15 protein-coding genes and 1 riboswitch are annotated in these 16,160 nt (G+C 47.8%); of the genes, 10 read left to right on the forward strand and 5 right to left on the reverse strand.

Annotated features, from left to right (window positions below):
* Positions 1–13 precede the first annotated feature (13 nt).
* Both OWN49_RS06175 and sspJ read right to left on the reverse strand, forming a co-directional pair.
* Positions 14–1,426 (reverse strand): amino acid permease, encoded by a 1,413-nt coding sequence (locus OWN49_RS06175; protein ID WP_071392268.1) that lies wholly within the window; start codon positions 1,424–1,426, stop codon positions 14–16.
* Between the two features lie 111 nt (positions 1,427–1,537).
* A riboswitch (Lysine riboswitch) is annotated at positions 1,538–1,719 on the reverse strand.
* A gap of 122 nt (positions 1,720–1,841) precedes the next feature.
* On the reverse strand, positions 1,842–1,982 hold the full coding sequence (gene sspJ, locus OWN49_RS06180; protein ID WP_003151760.1) for a small acid-soluble spore protein SspJ: 141 nt from the start codon (positions 1,980–1,982) through the stop codon (positions 1,842–1,844).
* 183 nt (positions 1,983–2,165) lie between these two features.
* Between sspJ and OWN49_RS06185 the strand changes: the two genes are divergently transcribed.
* Both OWN49_RS06185 and OWN49_RS06190 read left to right on the forward strand, forming a co-directional pair.
* Entirely contained in the window at positions 2,166–2,648 is a 483-nt protein-coding gene (locus OWN49_RS06185; protein WP_003151759.1) for a metal-dependent hydrolase, read from the forward strand.
* A gap of 42 nt (positions 2,649–2,690) precedes the next feature.
* Positions 2,691–4,547 (forward strand): LTA synthase family protein, encoded by a 1,857-nt coding sequence (locus OWN49_RS06190; protein ID WP_070082357.1) that lies wholly within the window; start codon positions 2,691–2,693, stop codon positions 4,545–4,547.
* A 30-nt stretch (positions 4,548–4,577) separates the two neighbouring features.
* Here the strand turns inward: OWN49_RS06190 and OWN49_RS06195 are convergent, their stop codons facing one another.
* Positions 4,578–5,504: a substrate-binding domain-containing protein gene (locus tag OWN49_RS06195; protein ID WP_146275489.1), complete on the reverse strand. Its 927-nt coding sequence runs from the start codon at positions 5,502–5,504 to the stop codon at positions 4,578–4,580.
* Positions 5,505–5,621: 117 nt separating this feature from the next.
* On the opposite strand from OWN49_RS06195, the gene modA reads away from it, so the two are divergent.
* The 7 genes from modA to OWN49_RS06230 all read left to right on the forward strand — a co-directional run bounded on the left by modA (position 5,622) and on the right by OWN49_RS06230 (position 12,253).
* The gene (gene modA, locus OWN49_RS06200) at positions 5,622–6,419 is read left to right on the forward strand and encodes a molybdate ABC transporter substrate-binding protein (protein WP_102422517.1); all 798 of its coding nucleotides are present in this window, start codon (positions 5,622–5,624) and stop codon (positions 6,417–6,419) included.
* Complete coding sequence (gene modB, locus OWN49_RS06205) at positions 6,400–7,083, forward strand: molybdate ABC transporter permease subunit (protein ID WP_003151755.1); 684 nt, start codon at positions 6,400–6,402, stop codon at positions 7,081–7,083. Before modA ends, modB begins: the two co-directional genes overlap by 20 nt.
* A 93-nt stretch (positions 7,084–7,176) precedes the next feature.
* Positions 7,177–7,824 (forward strand): response regulator transcription factor, encoded by a 648-nt coding sequence (locus OWN49_RS06210; protein WP_070082734.1) that lies wholly within the window; start codon positions 7,177–7,179, stop codon positions 7,822–7,824.
* A gap of 5 nt (positions 7,825–7,829) precedes the next feature.
* Positions 7,830–8,933 carry a sensor histidine kinase gene (locus tag OWN49_RS06215; protein ID WP_025649276.1) on the forward strand — a complete coding sequence of 368 codons (1,104 nt, stop codon included), beginning with the start codon at positions 7,830–7,832 and terminating at the stop codon, positions 8,931–8,933.
* A gap of 119 nt (positions 8,934–9,052) precedes the next feature.
* Positions 9,053–9,988, forward strand: a complete 936-nt coding sequence (locus OWN49_RS06220) for an ABC transporter ATP-binding protein (protein ID WP_015240573.1) — start codon at positions 9,053–9,055, stop codon at positions 9,986–9,988.
* 23 nt (positions 9,989–10,011) lie between these two features.
* Complete coding sequence (locus OWN49_RS06225) at positions 10,012–11,106, forward strand: ABC transporter permease (RefSeq protein ID WP_176283522.1); 1,095 nt, start codon at positions 10,012–10,014, stop codon at positions 11,104–11,106.
* A 1-nt stretch (position 11,107) separates the two neighbouring features.
* Positions 11,108–12,253 (forward strand): ABC transporter permease, encoded by a 1,146-nt coding sequence (locus tag OWN49_RS06230; RefSeq protein ID WP_176283523.1) that lies wholly within the window; start codon positions 11,108–11,110, stop codon positions 12,251–12,253.
* A gap of 32 nt (positions 12,254–12,285) precedes the next feature.
* Here OWN49_RS06230 and OWN49_RS06235 read toward each other — a convergent pair whose 3' ends face one another.
* Positions 12,286–13,116: an aldo/keto reductase gene (locus tag OWN49_RS06235; protein ID WP_154066738.1), complete on the reverse strand. Its 831-nt coding sequence runs from the start codon at positions 13,114–13,116 to the stop codon at positions 12,286–12,288.
* A 222-nt stretch (positions 13,117–13,338) separates the two neighbouring features.
* Here OWN49_RS06235 and OWN49_RS06240 point away from each other — a divergent pair, with 222 nt between their 5' ends.
* Positions 13,339–13,824: a hypothetical protein gene (locus OWN49_RS06240; protein ID WP_003151740.1), complete on the forward strand. Its 486-nt coding sequence runs from the start codon at positions 13,339–13,341 to the stop codon at positions 13,822–13,824.
* Between the two features lie 36 nt (positions 13,825–13,860).
* On the opposite strand, the gene OWN49_RS06245 is transcribed toward OWN49_RS06240, so the two are convergent.
* Positions 13,861–15,876: a Na+/H+ antiporter gene (locus OWN49_RS06245; protein ID WP_077722834.1), complete on the reverse strand. Its 2,016-nt coding sequence runs from the start codon at positions 15,874–15,876 to the stop codon at positions 13,861–13,863.
* Positions 15,877–16,160 lie beyond the last annotated feature (284 nt).

Consider the following 16,160-nt stretch of genomic DNA (forward strand, 5'->3'; position numbering starts at 1 on the left):
AGATGTCTTTTTGTCATACCGATTGTCTGTTGTTTGCAAATTTCTTTGAGACGAAAGGATATAACAGCAAACCGACGAAAAACAGCCCGATACCGAGAATAAAGGTCGTTAAATCGGCCGTTCCGGTAATAATGACGTAAAAAGAATAAATGCAGGCAAGGATGGCGATGATACCGTCTCTTACTCTTGAGCCCTTTATCTCGTCATACGTTTCACCCGTAAAAATGAGCTTCAGGCTGTAAAACGCTGACACGAGATACGGAATCAGATAAGCAAGCGTCGCCGCCGTTGTTAAAAACGTAAACGCGTCACTGATCGTCCGGGAAATAACCGAAAAGATAAAGATCTGTGACATCACGTTCGTTACGATTAACGACACAACCGGGCTTCCCTGTTTATTCGTTTTTGCAAAAGCAGCGGGAAAGTCTCCTGATTTCGCCGCTTGATACGGAACTTCAGAACCGAGAAGAATCCAGCCGAGCATCGTTCCGAACAGACACAAAATCGCCAGAATCGCCATAATGACGCTTCCCGCGCTGCCGACGATCGCGTACAATACGTCAACAAACGGTTTTTCCGAGCCGACAAGCTTACCATGCGGAAGCACGCCCATCGTAATCAATGTCACGATGATATAGATGCTGAGCGCGATCAATAATCCGGTAATGGTGGCGCGTTTCACGTCGCGCTGCGAACGGGCGCGCCCGGATAAAATGACTGCCGATTCAATTCCGACGAACGCCCATAATGTTGAAATCGCCGCATTGTGGATCTGTCCGCCGATTCCCTCAACCGTGTGAGGACCTGTTTGAACAGGAAAATAAAAATGATCGAAAAACGACGTTTGAAATACAAACAAACCTGCAATGATAAAGAAGATAAATCCTAATACTTTTGAAAACGTCGTGACGAAATTTAATTTACTCGCACCGTTAATGCTGGTGACGAGGATCGTGTGAGTGCCCCATAATAAAACCGTACATACGGCAAACGTCAGCAGCTGGCCGAGCGTAACCGCCTGACCGCCGATCGAAAACATTTCACGCTTATCCGTTAAAATCGGGAAAAATGATGTTAAATATCCGGCAAGGCTCGTGATGATCGCCACGTTGCTGATCCAGCTCGCCACCCAGTAGCCCCACACCATCGTGAAGCCCGCTGCATTCCCTTTTTTCCGATCGCTGAACAGCGCACGCGCATAGCTTTGCGGCCCCGCCGTCAGCTCAGGCTTGCGGATGGATAAGTGGCCGAAGACCAGCGCGATCATTAACACACCGGCTCCCGTTAAAAGCCATGCCGATGTGGCGCCGAACGGGCTCGCGATTTTTGCGAGCGTACTCGGAAGCGAAAAGATGCCCGAGCCTACCATATTTCCTACGACAAACGCCGTTAATAACCAAAAACCCCATTTTTTCGTCTGTTCCATTCCTGTACCTCCTGGTTGTTCATTCGTACGGACCAGACCCCGAGACCATATTTACACGCAAAAAAAAGCCTGAACAAAAGTCCATGCTTAAAGAAACACACACACCCTTGATCTCCGGATAGCCCTCCGCGAAAAAGCACGCGGCAGTCCTGCACTTATTCAGATACAGTCCCAGCATAAAGAAGGATCGGCTTTCTTTACACTTCGGCGCTGATGCCTTTAACACATGTTTTGCGGCCCCTTATCAGCCTGGCATGTGCGACTCATCATCAAGCGCAACCTCTACCTCACCGAGAAAGAGTGAGGATTTTTATCATTCAATTCTACTCAGAGGTTATCAGAGATAAAAAGATCTGTCAAAGGGAAATATTAGACGGAAAACGGATAGAGCGTTCGCCCTACCCGTCTTATATGGTCAGCGGTTGTTTTTTTTCTTTTGAACAGCTTCTTGAAGCGGATCGTCTTTCAGAGCTGCACTGGCGTCGTCAAGCGCGCCTTGAATGACGTTTTTGTTTTTATCGCTGTTTTTTCCTTTTTCTTTGTTAAAGAAAGCCATCTGTATCACCTCTTTATCAAATATAGGTACACCTATAATGTGTCTTTTTCCGCGGCAGAATATGCGGAATCCGCGTCTCCTTCCTTTTGGCGGAACAGGTAAAGTTTGTTGATCAAACATGCATTCTCTTGATATATTTGTAATTCAGGGGATTTTGGCAAAAATAAAAAGGAGAAGCGAAAAATGACAGGAAAAACACACATCATGGGAGGCATCGCTTCTTGTTCCGCAATTGCGTATTATTACGGGTATGATCCGGTCCTTATGACCTCAGCGGGTGCCCTCGGGGCGCTGATTCCCGACATATGCCATACGAAAAGTAAAATCGGCAGGACGCTGCCCGTTCTGTCCAAAATCGTAAGCACGGTGTTCGGCCACAGAACGTTTACACACAGCCTGCTGTTTATGCTTATTATGTTTTTCATTACGGCAACCTATATTCCGAATCCGAGCATTTCCGCCGGACTGATGATCGGAATGGCGAGCCACCTTGTACTTGACGCATGGACCGTCAACGGCATTAAACTGCTGTTTCCGTCCGCCATCCGCTTCCGTCTTCCCCTTTATATGAGAACGGGGAGCTTTTCGGAGCAGCTTGTGCTGGCCGGCTTAACGATTGTATCCTGCTATTATTTATACGAACTGGTTCACGGCCGCATCTCTTAAACAAAAAGCGTCTTTTCGCTTTTAGGGTGAGGAGTCATACATATGAAGAAAACCTTTTTCAGCAATCATCGGTTTTTATGCCTGTCCATCCTGTTCATGTGGATGAAAACCTATGCCGTGTATAAGCTCGGTTTCGGTCTGCAGAACAATTCGGTTCTTGAGGAATGTCTGCTTCTCATTAATCCGCTGAGCTTCATTGTGCCGCTGTTCGGCATCGCCCTCTTGCTAACGGAAAAAAAACAGCGGATCTTTCTGCTTTCGGCAAATGTGATGCTGACGGGAATTTTAATCGCGAATACGGTGTTTTACGGGTTTTATATTGATTTTATCACCATACCGGTTTTGTTTCAGGCAAGCAATATGGGTGATATGGGAAGCAGCGTCCAAGAGCTGTTTCACCCGCTTTACATCGCTTTATTTTTGGATATTGCGGTTTTGTTTTATCTTGGTAAAAGGCATAAAGCCGATCAAGGAAAAGCGGGCGCCCGTACCGTTAAAGCGTATGCGTGGGCATCAGCCGGCCTCATGCTGTGCAACCTTGCGCTGTCTGAGGCCGAGCAGCCGAAGCTGTTCAAGCACCCTTTTGATCGTGAAGCGCTCGTAAAAGGAATCGGCCTGTTCCACTTTCATTTGTATGACACCATTTCGCAGACACTGAATGCAGGGGCTAAAGCGTTTGCCGATGAAGACAGCCTTGCGGCGGTCGCGAATTACACTCAAGCCGGCTACAGCAGGCCGTCCGATTCAAAATTCGGGCTTGCAAAGGGGCGCAATGTGATTTTTGTTACGCTCGAATCAACACAGCGTTTTGTAATGGATGAGCGGGTCAACGGACGGGAGATTACCCCGTTTTTAAACAAACTGCGAAAAAAAAGTTATGACTTCACTCATTTTTATCAGCAGACTGAACAGGGAAAAACCTCAGATTCAGAATTCATTACTGCGAATTCGCTGTATCCGTCTTCAAGCGGCGCCGTTTTTTTTACAAAAAGCGGCCACCGGTTCAATACGATGTACCATATGTTAAAAGATCATCAATACTATTCAGCCGTTCTGCATGCCAATCATAAAGCCTTTTGGAACCGGGATGAGATGTACGGGGCATTCGGAATCGACCGTTTTTTCGACGCGGATGAATTTAAGGTGACACAGGAAAATTCAACAGGCTGGGGCCTGAAAGATAAGGAGTTTCTCGAACAGTCAGCGGAAAAATTAAAGAAGCTTCCGCAGCCGTTTTACGCAAGCCTGCTGACTTTGACCAACCATTTTCCTTTTGAAATTGATCAACAGGATCAGCTCATTGAGGAACCGGACACAAGCAGCGAGTTATTAAACCGCTATGTGACGACGGTCCGCTATGAAGATGAGGCTCTGAAACACTTTTTCAAGAAGCTGAAAAAAGAAGGGCTGTATGACAACGCGATGATCGTCCTGATGGGAGATCATTACGGTATATCCGAAGCCCATAATCAAGGACTTGCCGAATTCTTAGGGAAAGAGGAAATCACTCCGTTTGATACGGTTCAGCTTCAGCGCGTGCCGTTTATCATTCATATTCCCGGGGTGACCGACCGTGCGCCGGAAACGATTGCTTCGGCCGCGGGACAGGTTGATGTAAGGCCGACGCTGCTTCACCTGCTCGGCATTGAAACGAAAGGCAGCATTCAGTTCGGCAATGATCTGTTTTCCGGAGAGCGGACACCGTTTGCGGTGCTGAGAAACGGCAGCTTTATCACGGATGACCATATTTATACGAAAAATACGTGTTACAGCCGCAAAACCGGTGAACCGCTTTCTGACATGAGCGCGTGCAGCGATGAGAAAGAAAAAGCGGAACAAGAGCTGATGCTTTCCGATAAAATATTAAACGGCGACCTGCTGCGGTTTTATAAGCAATAAAAAAATCCCTCCGTTATATGGAGGGATTTTTCATGTTTCATATATGAGCCGTCCTGTCATTTTCGTATCATATCCGGATAATTGAGAAAGCTGAGACTTGAATTCCTCAGAATTAAGAATGTCCCGCACGCTTTGAACAAGCTCCCGGTTTTGTTTTAACACAACCACATCGTACTGCTCACTGATCACCGGGATAAAGTCCGTGCCTGCCATATGCGCCGCATGCTGCGACCCGACTCCGATATCCGCCTTTCCGCTTGATACTTGTGAAGCCGCTGACAGATGATCCGTGACAATGTCATGATATCCGGCGACATCAGACGGCGTGATGCCGAATGATCTGAGCTGTTCATCCAGCAGCACCCTCGCGCCTGATCCTTTTTCACGATTGACGATGCGGACATCCTTTTTGCTCATGTCCTGAAAGCCCTGAATGTTCAGCGGATTGCCCTTTTTCACATATAATCCGGCCTGACGAAGCACGACATGAAAAAGCGCAAACGGCTCACCTGAAAGAATGCGCTTCACATACGGGATGTTATACTGCCCCGTCTCCCCATCGTATAAATGCAGACTGACGATGTCACAGGCCCCGCGGTACATCTCGATCAGGCTGTTCAAACTGCCGCTGTACTTGCGGAGCGGAGCCGCCTGTATTGTTTGTTCCAGCTGTTTGCTGAGGAGGTCCATCGACACATCCTGCCCGCTGATGATAACGGACTGCCTTTTTTCCGGCTCCCGCCCGCGTGACGGGCCAGGCGCTTCTGCTGCGGATGGCTTTTTTGACATTCTCATGTTTGCTTTATATTGTTTTAAGTCCTCTTCATCGACCCTCATCTGTCTTCCGACCCTGTACGCCGGAATGAGTCCTTTTTTTATCAAATCATATACTGTCAGTTTGGAGACCTTCAAAAGGCCCGCAACTTCTTCTATTGTATAGGAAGTGGCTTCTGTCATATTATCACGCTCCGTTTTTATTATAACTGTTCAGATATTGAAAAAAAACCGCACCATCACGTACAATTGCGTTATAATTAGTTTGATCTAATGATATTTAGCTATAAGGGGTGCACAATGTTGAAAAAGAAAGCGACACTACTCACAACTGCGGCTATGGCCGTTTTCCTCGCAACTGCGGGCTGCTCATCCGGACAATCGTCCAAAGGCGGACAAAACGAAAAAGTCACGCTGACCGTTTCTGCAGCAGCCAGCGCTCAGGATGCACTTGAAGAAATCCAGACCAACTACGAAAAATCACATTCAAACGTAACCATTCAAGACAACTTCGGATCATCAGGCACATTGCAAAAACAAATTTCACAAGGCGCGGGAGCTGATTTATTCTTCTCGGCAGCCGAAGATAAATTCGAAAAGCTCGTTCATGACGGAGATATCGACAAAAAGGACAGCACGGATCTTTTGAAAAATGATCTCGTCATGATCGTGCCTGAGAAAAACAGCGCACACCTGACACATCTGAATGACCTGAAAAAAGACAGCACGGAAAAAATCGCGCTCGGCACGCCTGAATCCGTTCCGGCCGGACAATACGCCAAACAGTCACTGACGGCATTATCCCTGTGGGACAAGGTAAAAGATAAAGTCGTCTATGCAAAAGACGTCCGCCAGGTGCTTTCTTATGTTGAAACCGGAAATGTCGATGCCGGGCTTGTCTATAAAACAGACGCACTGATTTCGAAAAAGGTGAAAATCACCGATGAAGCACCGGCGAAAACGCACGATCCGATCGTGTATCCTGTCGGCATCGTCAAGGATACAAAGCACCGTAAAGAAGCAGAAGCGTTTTATCAGTATCTGCAGTCAGATGAAGCGATGAAAGTGTTTAAGAAATATGGATTTACTGCCAAGTAACATTACGGCTTCGGAGTTTTTCACTCCCGTCGTACTGTCATTTGAGGTGGCTTTGGCATCGGGCATCGCCGTCATCATTCTCGGGACGCTTGCCGGCGCCTGGATGGCGAAAGCGCGATTTCCCGGAAAAACGGCTGTGGAGACTCTGTTTATGCTCCCGCTCGTTCTCCCGCCTACCGTTGTCGGCTTCATTCTCATTATCATTTTCGGGAAACACAGCTTTATCGGCCGGGCGATTGAGCGGATTTTTCACCAGCCCGTCATTTTCACGTGGTCGGCCGCGGTGATCGCTTCGGCCATTGTCGCCTTCCCGCTTATGTATCAGTCCGCTAAAACCGGCTTCGCCGCGATTGATGCTGACATCGAGGGAGCGGCGAAAGTAGACGGAGCCGGCAGGTGGCAGGTGTTCACCCGTATTTCCGTCCCGCTTGCCTTTCCCTCCCTCTTGACCGGAAGCATTCTCAGTATTGCAAGGGCGCTAGGTGAATTCGGGGCGACTTTAATGTTTGCGGGAAATATTCCCGGCGTCACCCAAACGCTGCCGACAGCAATTTACGTCGCGATGGACTCCGGCAATGAAACACTCGCCTGGGTGTGGGTGATCTGTATTGTGATCATTTCTTTTCTGATGCTGTTTTTCATCCAATTGAAAAAACCCGCTTGACCGTTCCGCCTTCCGCGCACCTTTCGCCGGGAGGCTTTTTGATTTAAAATCGGATGGTATATAATGAAACAAAAACACACAAAGGGTGCGGCTATGAAGATTAATGTCATTATCGCGGATGATAATTCTTTCATCAGAGAAGGAATGAAAATCATTTTGCATACATATGAGGAATTTACTGTATCGGCAACGTTGGAAAACGGACTCGAGGCGGCAGAGTATTGTAAACACAACCCCGTCGATATCGCCTTGCTGGACGTCCGCATGCCGGTGATGAACGGCGTCGAAGCCGCAAAACGGATCGCTGAGGAAACGGATACGAAGCCGATGATCCTGACGACATTTGACGACGATGAGTATATTTTAGAAGCAATTAAAAACGGCGCGAAAGGATATTTATTAAAAAACACCGAACCGGAACGGATCCGCGATGCGATCAAAAGCGTTTTCAACGGGCACAGCATTCTTCAGGACACCGTGCTGGACAAAATAAAAGACAGCCTTTTCCGGCCGGCGGAAGCCGCGCATCAGATTAATGAAAGCCAGTTTACTGAAAGAGAGCTCAGCATCATGTCGCTTATTGCGAAAGGACTGTCGAACAGGGAAATTTCAAAACAGCTTTTCATTTCTGAAGGGACGACGGCCAATTATATTTCATCTATTTTAGGGAAAACGGGGCTTGAGCACAGAACGCAGATCGCCATTTTTTATATCACCGGGAAGGTGGATAACGGGCGTTGAACGGTATGGATTTTTGGATGCTGATGAGCAGACTGATCGCCATTTTTTATACGGCTTTTTTGTTCGTATCGGCAGACCGCCCTTACACGCCGTACGCCGTCTTGTTTCTGCTGCTTTATCTGTCTTTGGGCATCGCGGTCTGCATGATCAGGCCGCCCGTTTGGAGGCGCGGGATCACCCTCATGGCGCTGGCATTGACCGCTTGGCTTTCCGCCTTAGGCCATCCGGCGTTTCTGTTTCTTTTGCCGCCCGCCATTTTTGCCGTTCTTGCCGAATATCCGGTTCACCGCTATGTGTTCTGCCTGCTCGTGTTTTTGCCGTTTTTATTTATCCCGTACGGCGACCTTCCGACTTATATCGTCATGACCTTGTTCTGTCTGGCGATTTTCGTTTTGGCCGCCCGATCCGGCAATCGGCTGAAGAAATATGAAGAACAGTCGGACATCATGCGCTCAAGCATTGAAAAACTGACAAAACAGCTGCACAGCAGCACAGAATATATCAAACAATCGGAGTACACCGGCAAACTCGAGGAAAGAAACAGATTATCCCAAGCCATCCATGATAAAATCGGCCATTCCATGACCGGCGCGCTCATTCAGATGGAAGCGGCGAAGCGGATGCTCGGCTCCCATCCGGACAAAGCGGCTGAACTGCTCCAAAACGCCATTACCATTTCCAAAGAGGGCATAGAGGATATCCGCATAACGCTGAAAAATATGAAACCGCCCGCTGAACAAATGGGCATTCACAGATTAAGAACGTTTATTGATGAATTTTCGGCCAAAAACGGGATGCCGGTTCCGTTTACGCATCAAGGCGATTTGGACAGGCTGACGCAAATGCATTGGAGAGTCATTCAGGAAAACGTAACCGAAGCCTTGACCAATGCGATGAAATACGCCGATGCCACGCAGATTTTCATTGATATCCATGTGCTGAATAAAGCCGTGAAAGCGGAAGTGAAAGATAACGGAAACGGCGCTGTCCGCTTTAAAAAAGGCCTCGGCATGCTCGGTATGGAAGAACGGGCGGCCGTCCTGCACGGAACCGTTATTTTTGACGGCACGGCCGGTTTTTCCGTTACGACATTGCTTCCGGTTGAATAAGTGAATGTTTTCATGTGAAAAATATGAAGATTCTCATGTCAAAGGAATGAACAGCTGCACTAACGGCCGTTCATTCTTTTTTTTATAATAAGAGCATCATAAGACATAGAGGTGGAAACATGAACATTTTGGAGCTCAAACAGCTGAGTAAGAAATTCGGTGATTATGCCGCCGTTGACCAGATGTCGCTTGCCGTAAAAGAAGGTGAGATTTTCGGGTTTCTCGGCGCAAACGGAGCCGGAAAAAGCACGACGATCAATATGATCTCAGGTCTTTTAAAACCTTCAGGCGGAGACATTCTGTTTCTCGGAAAAGATATTTTCAAATATAGCAAAGCAACGAAAATGAATATCGGCATCGTCCCTCAGGACCTCGCGATTTACGAAGAATTAAACGCCTATGAAAATGTGAAGTTCTTCGCAGGTCTGTACGGCCTGAGAGGGGCGGCTCTGAAAGAACGGGTCGAGGAAGCCCTGACATTCGTCGGCTTGAGCGATAAACACAAATATCTGCCGAAGCATTTTTCCGGCGGAATGAAGCGCAGGCTTAATATCGCCTGCGCCCTTGCCCACCGGCCGAAACTGATCATCATGGATGAACCGACGGTCGGCATTGACCCGCAATCAAGAAATTATATTCTGCAATCAGTGAAAAAGCTCAATGAAATGGGATGCACGATCATCTACACGAGCCACTACATGGAGGAAGTGGAAGAAATATGCACGCGCATCGCCATCATCGACCACGGAAAAGTCATCGCCGAAGGCACAAAAGAACAGCTGACCTCCATCATTACCGACACGAAGGACGTCGTGATTGAGCTGTCGTCCGGAAACGGCATCAGCCTCGGCGATATTCAGGAGCTGCCCGGCGTCAGAGCCGCCGCACTGGAAGAAAACAGCGTGAAAATCAGCTCTGACACAGGGGTCAACAATTTAAACCGCCTGATCCGGTACTTCATGGACAAAGGCATTGAAATCCGCTCCTTGCAGGAACAGGCCCCTGACTTAGAAACGGTATTTCTCACGCTGACAGGCAGAAGCCTGCGCGACTGACCTAACTGAAAGGAGGATTGCAAATGAATATTCTGCACATCGCCGGGAAAGAAATCAAAATCAGTTTCCGCGACAGACGGACTTTTATTTTCATGCTTGCTTTTCCGATTGTCTTCATGCTGATTTTCACCGCGGCATTATCTAACGCCTTTGATTCAGAGGTGACGGTCGGAAACATCAAGGTGGTATATACGGACCAGTCAAACGGCCCTCTTTCTCATGATTTTACTGAGTTTATGAAAGCCGCCAAAAAAGAGCATGTCTATTTTCAAAAAGCGGACACGGAGGCAAAAGGCAAAAACGAGGTTCGAGAAAATCAGGCGGATGCTTTCGTCACTGTAAAAAACACCGGGTTCCAAGTCTGTACAAATGACCGGAGCGGCATCAACGGCACGATCGTCCAAGGCATGCTGACCGCTTTTACCAATCAATACAAAGCAGGCGCCGCCGCTTACAAGGCGCATAAGGCACCTTCCGCCGGACAAATCAAAAGCGATTATATAAAGCAGACGTCTTTACACAAAGCGAAAGAACCGAAGGCGAAAGATTTTTACGCGATATCCATGACGACGATGATCGGGCTGTACGCCTCGATTTTTGCCAGCTCCTTATTCCGCGGGGAAAGAGTACGGCACACCGCGGATCGCCTGATCGCCGCCCCGCTCCGGAAAAGCGATATCTTTCTCGGAAAGATGCTCGGCATTTTGGCTGTGAATGTTCTGACGATTCTTGCCCTTGTCGCCTTCAGCAAATTTATCTTGAAAGCGAACTGGGGCAGCCACATAGGACTTGTGCTGTTGATTCTCGTTTCTGAAATTCTTTTGGCCGTCAGCTTCGGGCTCAGCCTGAGCTATTTGACCAGAAAACCCGAAAGCGCCAGATTAATCACCGTCATCATCGTTCAGGTAATGTCCATTATCGGCGGCGCCTATTACAAATATGAAGGCGGAGGAATTTCCGCCCTGTCGCCCTTATCCTGGATCAATAAGGCGATTAACAACATCATTTACGCAAATGATGTATCAGCGGCATGGCCTGCACTCGGTTTAAATACAGCATTGGCGGCACTCTTTTTGCTGATCGCCGCATTTACGTTTCAAAGACGGGAGGGACTGTAATATGAAAAACTTCTGGTGGCTGTTTGCACACACTCTCAAAGGAATTACAAAAAGCAAAAAACAGCTCATTCTTTATATCGGGGCTCCGCTGATCGGCGTCTTCCTCTCCTTCATGACCAATGCCAACGGCGGAGCCGAAACACTCAATATCGGCATTCTCAATCAAGACGGCGGAGAAATGGCACAGGATACGGTCACGTTTTTAAAAGGACTGGATCATGTGAAGATTTCGGAGGAAACGGCTGCGTCCGCCTCATCAAAGATCGCTTCAGGAAAAATGGAGGCGCTCATTACGTTTGAAAAAGGCTTCTCCCAAAGCGTAAAAGACGGGAAACCGTCTCACATCGGCATGACCTCGCTGAAAGGCGCCCAGGTCACCGGATATGTCAGCTCTTATTTGTACAATTATATGAACAGCGCCGCCTCACTCGGCAAATCTTCCGGCGGAGACGCGAAGGCCTTTCAGGCGATGTACGCCGATTTCAAGCATTCTCCGATTCAAACGGAGTCCGCTGTTTTACAAGATACTTCGAACCATAAAGAAATGACATACTCAGTCATCGGGTATCTCATTATCATTATGCTCTATTCCGCCGGCAACCTGACGGAACTGATGATTAAAGAGAGAGAAAACAGGACGTACTACAGGCTTCTGTCAACGCCGATCACGTCAAAGCAGTATGTATTGGCGAACGCGGCGGTGAATATGATCATCATGGCCGTCCAAATTATATTCGCCGTTCTCTTTATGGGCGCCGCTTTTCATATTCATCCGTCATTCCCGCTGTGGCAGCTGTTCGTCCTGATGATGCTGTTTGCATTAAGCGCAATCGGGATCGCCTTTATTGCCGTCGGTTTTTCCAACAGCAGCTCTTCGGCATCGGCGCTTTTGAACTTGATCGTCGTACCGACATGCTTGCTCGCCGGCTGCTTTTTTCCGGGCAATATTATGCCGAAAACAGTGCAGACAATCGCCGAATTTCTGCCTCAGCGCTGGGTGCTTGATACGGTCGATCAATTGCAGCACGGCCGCACGCTCCAAAGCCTGACGCTGAACATCATCATTTTGGGAGCCTTCGCCGCCGCCCTGTTATTAATAGCCGCATACAGGTTCAGCGTAAAACGTCAGACACAGACATTTATGTAAAGAAAAACAGCCCCGTAAAGGGCTGTTTTTTCTTAGAACAGAAGCTCGTCCGGATTCGGTCCGACACGCTCGTCTTTGTTTAATGCGCTGATCTTTTCCATTTCTTCCTGTGACAGTTCGAAATCAAAAATATCGGCATTTTCTATGATGCGGTGCTCTTTAATCGATTTCGGAATGGTAATGACTTCGTTCTGAAGATCCCAGCGCAAAATCACTTGAGCAACCGATTTGTTATGTTTTTCCGCAATTTGTGACAGCACTTCGTTATCGAGGAGCTGTCCCTGCATCAATGGAGACCACGCTTCCACTTGAATGCCCTGCGCTTTGCAGAAATCTCTTACTTCTTTTTGAGTCAGGCGCGGGTGGAATTCAATCTGGTTGACCATCGGCTTGATTTCAGCATCTTTCAGCAGTTCTTCTAAATGATGCACTTGGAAGTTGCTGACGCCGATGGCGCGGATTTTTCCGTCTTTGTACAGCTTTTCAAGAGCGCGCCATGTGTCTTTATATTTATCCTTGCCCGGCCAGTGAATCAGGTAAAGGTCGAGGTAATCGAGGCCGAGGCGCTCAAGGCTTTTCTCAAACGCGTCAAGTGTCGTTTCGTATCCTTGATCTTCATTCCACACTTTTGACGTGATGAACAGCTCTTCTCTGGCAACGCCCGCAGCTCTGATGCCTTCGCCGACACCCTCTTCATTTTTATAAATAGCCGCCGTATCAATGCTGCGGTAGCCGTTTCTGATTGCCGCTTCGACGGAGTCCGCCGCTACGCTTCCGTTTTCCACCTTGAAGACGCCAAGGCCGAACCACGGCATTTCAACGCCATTATGAAGCTTTACAGTATCTTTTAAGCTTTTTGCCACGTTGAACCATCCTTTCTAGTCATTATGTAAACGGTTATTATTATCTCACATTTCCGCCGTAAGAAACCAATTATACGCTCATCATTATCACAAAAACCATCTTTAGTGCCCAAGTACCACCAACGTTATTATTTTCCTATTTTTTCAAAAATTCCGGTTAATTGGGTAACTGTCCGGGTAAATCGCTACTGTAGCCACCACACAATTGAAGGAGGAAATCATATGAAACGTATGCGTATCCCGATGTCCGTTGCCCTTGGCGCCGCTTTGTCTCTGACTCCTCTGTCCTTTGTATCCGCAAAAGAAAACCCGGCTCCTCAAAACATGGCTCAGCAAACATCAGATGTCTCAGCAAAAGATGTCGGATTAAACATTGACGTTGACCTGCTCGGCATCGGCAATTCGATTGCTGACGCGATTAAGTCGGCGCAAAACCGTGACGGCTTCGTCAAAAACTTAATGGAATCTTCATTCTACGCTTCCGGACAAAAATATAATGTCATGGTGTTTAATTTAAGCCAGGAATATGAAGATCATTTTAACGGCGTTCAGTTTTACGGTTCCGCCGTTTATGACGGCATCACGTACGGCATTTGGGTGTTTGAAGACGGAAGCTTCACCAACAAAGGAGATGGCGGCTGGATCAACTGGGCCTTCAGAGGCTGGTTTGACCGCGACGGCGATCACGTCGAATTCCATCGTCCGTAATCTAAAAAAGTCCGGCGAACAGATGCCGGACTTTTTTTATTCATCTCCGTCAAGCATGGCCGCTTCCACATCATTGATGTATTGGCGAAGCTCATGCGACATGTCGCGGGAAATTTCCCGCTCTTCGAATAATGTTTGGATTTCGTTGCGGATGGCCTGTACGGCCCGCAGTTTGATTTCGAGTTTTTGATTTTCAAAACGGCGGCTCGGACTCTGTTCGTGATACGAGTGCCCCAGCCTGAAAATCAAGTGATTGTAAAAAGAAATGACGGCAAGCGTCACATCTTTATTTTCTTCAGTCATGTGTTTTTTCAGGCTTTCAATGGCCGCTTTTGCCGTTTTAACCCTTGTGGAGCGAATGAGGCCTTCTTCATTTAAAATCGACATTTCCGGCTTTTTATGTTCGCCGAAAAAGATCCAGTACATCAGGCGTTTCAGCTTTTTCTTAGATAAGCCGACTTTAAACGGGTTCGTATACAGCACTTCCAGTTCATCAAACCGTTCCTGAAGGCTGTCAGCCGTTTCTTCCGGTATGTCGCCCCGCTCAATCAGCCGCAGCAATTCTTCCTGTTCTGCCTGTATCCCTTGGGCGCGGACTTTCCGCTCATCTTTTTTCGTGCGGTTTTTGACGGTGAACTGCTGAAACCTGAGATTTTTCATTTTCTCATTGTATTCGGCAATGACCGCAAAAGAAGCCGTTTTGTTTGTCTCATTCATATTTTCTTTAATGGCGGTTAAGGCAGCTTTTATCAGCTTCCGTCTCGCTGTCAGCAATTTGACTTTCTTCTCTTTCACATTGTCTTCCGGCTTATCTGTCAAAATCGGCAGTACGATTGTCGCCAGCACCAATGTGCACAAAATAACGCCCGCGGCTAAAAAGAGAATCAAATTCCGTTCAGGAAACGGTGAGCCGTCAGAGAGCACGTAAGGAATGGAAAAGGAACCCGCAAGCGTGACCGCTCCCCTGACGCCTGAAACCGAAATCAGCAGGGTCGAGCGCAGGCCGGGTTTATAAATGCTCTGATCCTTGTTAAAAAACCACTTGCCGTTCCAAAAAAACAGCACCCACAAAAACCTGAGAATCATTAACGTCAGCGTAATGACGATAATATACCCGATGACCATCATATTGTTAAACGCGGTATCATTAAAGATGACGGAAACCACGTCCGGTATTTGCGCACCTAAAATAACGAAAACAAGACCGTTCAGAATGAACAAAATAATATTCCACGTACTTGAAGAGACGATTTGCAGTTTGACCATCGTTGATTCAAGACGGTCCTGCTCCACCGCATGCGTGATGCCGCCGGCCACAACCGCTAAAATGCCGGAAACGCCGATTTCTTCAGCCGCGAGATAGATGACGAACGGCGTCAGAATTTGAATCAGCATATGCATCGTGACATCCTGCATGCCGAGGCGCCGCATAAACAGCCGGAAACGGATAATCAAAAAAGAAATGACGACACCGCTGAGTAAACCGCCGGCTGAAATCAGAACGAAACTGAAGGCGGCCTGCGCCAGCGAAAATGCGCCCGTCACGGCCGCCGCAATCGCAAATTTAAAAGCGACCAGGCCGGATGCGTCATTCATCAGTCCTTCTCCTTCAAGGAGACGCAGAATGCCTTTTGGCATCTTCACACGCCCTGACAGCGCGCTGACCGCGACGACGTCAGTCGGTGACAGGATCGCCGCCAGCCCGAACGCGGCGGCCAGCGGAATGCTCGGAATCATCCAATGAATCGTGTAACCGCCGACAATCACCGTGGCAAACACGAGCCCGAGCGCAAGCAGCAGAATCGGCGCTCTTAAATTCCAAAGTTCCGCACGCGGCGTCCGTTTTCCATCGTTAAAAAGCAGCGGCGCGATAAACAAAACAAAAAACAATTCAGTATTCAGTTCAAAATGAAGCCCCTGCGGAAATGACGCCGCAATGATACCGAGCGCCACCTGAATCAAAGGCACCGGGATAAAGGGGACAAACCGATTTACGATATTTGAGATCGCGATAATGGTTAAAAGTACGAGTACGACTAAAAATATGTCCAAAGCTGACCTCCTTCATCTGCTGCATCATATCATTATTGTCTGTTCTCTGCCCTTGTCAAAGGCCGGAGCCGATGATCGGGCAGATTCAATATATTTTCCGCACGCAACCATTCTTCTTTTATTTTACCCGTTTTTATTTAAAATTTCTCATAACGCGCTCACGGCGAACTTTTTTTGCCTTCGGCTACATTTTTTCCGGAAAAAGAAAAAGCCTGTTTTCTCTGAAAACAGGCTTTTTCGCAAGCTGCGTCATCTGTTTCATGACGCGGTGCAGCGTTTATGCT

Source organism: Bacillus sp. NEAU-242-2 (genome assembly GCF_027853835.1).
Taxonomy (GTDB): domain Bacteria; phylum Bacillota; class Bacilli; order Bacillales; family Bacillaceae; genus Bacillus; species Bacillus velezensis.

Bases quoted from the DNA above. Each gene is read 5' to 3' on its own strand.
- OWN49_RS06175 (WP_071392268.1), bottom strand. From the start codon at position 1,426: ATGGAACAGACGAAAAAATGGGGTTTTTGGTTATTAACGGCGTTTGTC.
- sspJ (WP_003151760.1), bottom strand. From the start codon at position 1,982: ATGGCTTTCTTTAACAAAGAAAAAGGAAAAAACAGCGATAAAAACAAA.
- OWN49_RS06185 (WP_003151759.1), top strand. From the start codon at position 2,166: ATGACAGGAAAAACACACATCATGGGAGGCATCGCTTCTTGTTCCGCA.
- OWN49_RS06190 (WP_070082357.1), top strand. From the start codon at position 2,691: ATGAAGAAAACCTTTTTCAGCAATCATCGGTTTTTATGCCTGTCCATC.
- OWN49_RS06195 (WP_146275489.1), bottom strand. From the start codon at position 5,504: ATGACAGAAGCCACTTCCTATACAATAGAAGAAGTTGCGGGCCTTTTG.
- modA (WP_102422517.1), top strand. From the start codon at position 5,622: ATGTTGAAAAAGAAAGCGACACTACTCACAACTGCGGCTATGGCCGTT.
- modB (WP_003151755.1), top strand. From the start codon at position 6,400: ATGGATTTACTGCCAAGTAACATTACGGCTTCGGAGTTTTTCACTCCC.
- OWN49_RS06210 (WP_070082734.1), top strand. From the start codon at position 7,177: ATGAAGATTAATGTCATTATCGCGGATGATAATTCTTTCATCAGAGAA.
- OWN49_RS06215 (WP_025649276.1), top strand. From the start codon at position 7,830: ATGGATTTTTGGATGCTGATGAGCAGACTGATCGCCATTTTTTATACG.
- OWN49_RS06220 (WP_015240573.1), top strand. From the start codon at position 9,053: ATGAACATTTTGGAGCTCAAACAGCTGAGTAAGAAATTCGGTGATTAT.
- OWN49_RS06225 (WP_176283522.1), top strand. From the start codon at position 10,012: ATGAATATTCTGCACATCGCCGGGAAAGAAATCAAAATCAGTTTCCGC.
- OWN49_RS06230 (WP_176283523.1), top strand. From the start codon at position 11,108: ATGAAAAACTTCTGGTGGCTGTTTGCACACACTCTCAAAGGAATTACA.
- OWN49_RS06240 (WP_003151740.1), top strand. From the start codon at position 13,339: ATGAAACGTATGCGTATCCCGATGTCCGTTGCCCTTGGCGCCGCTTTG.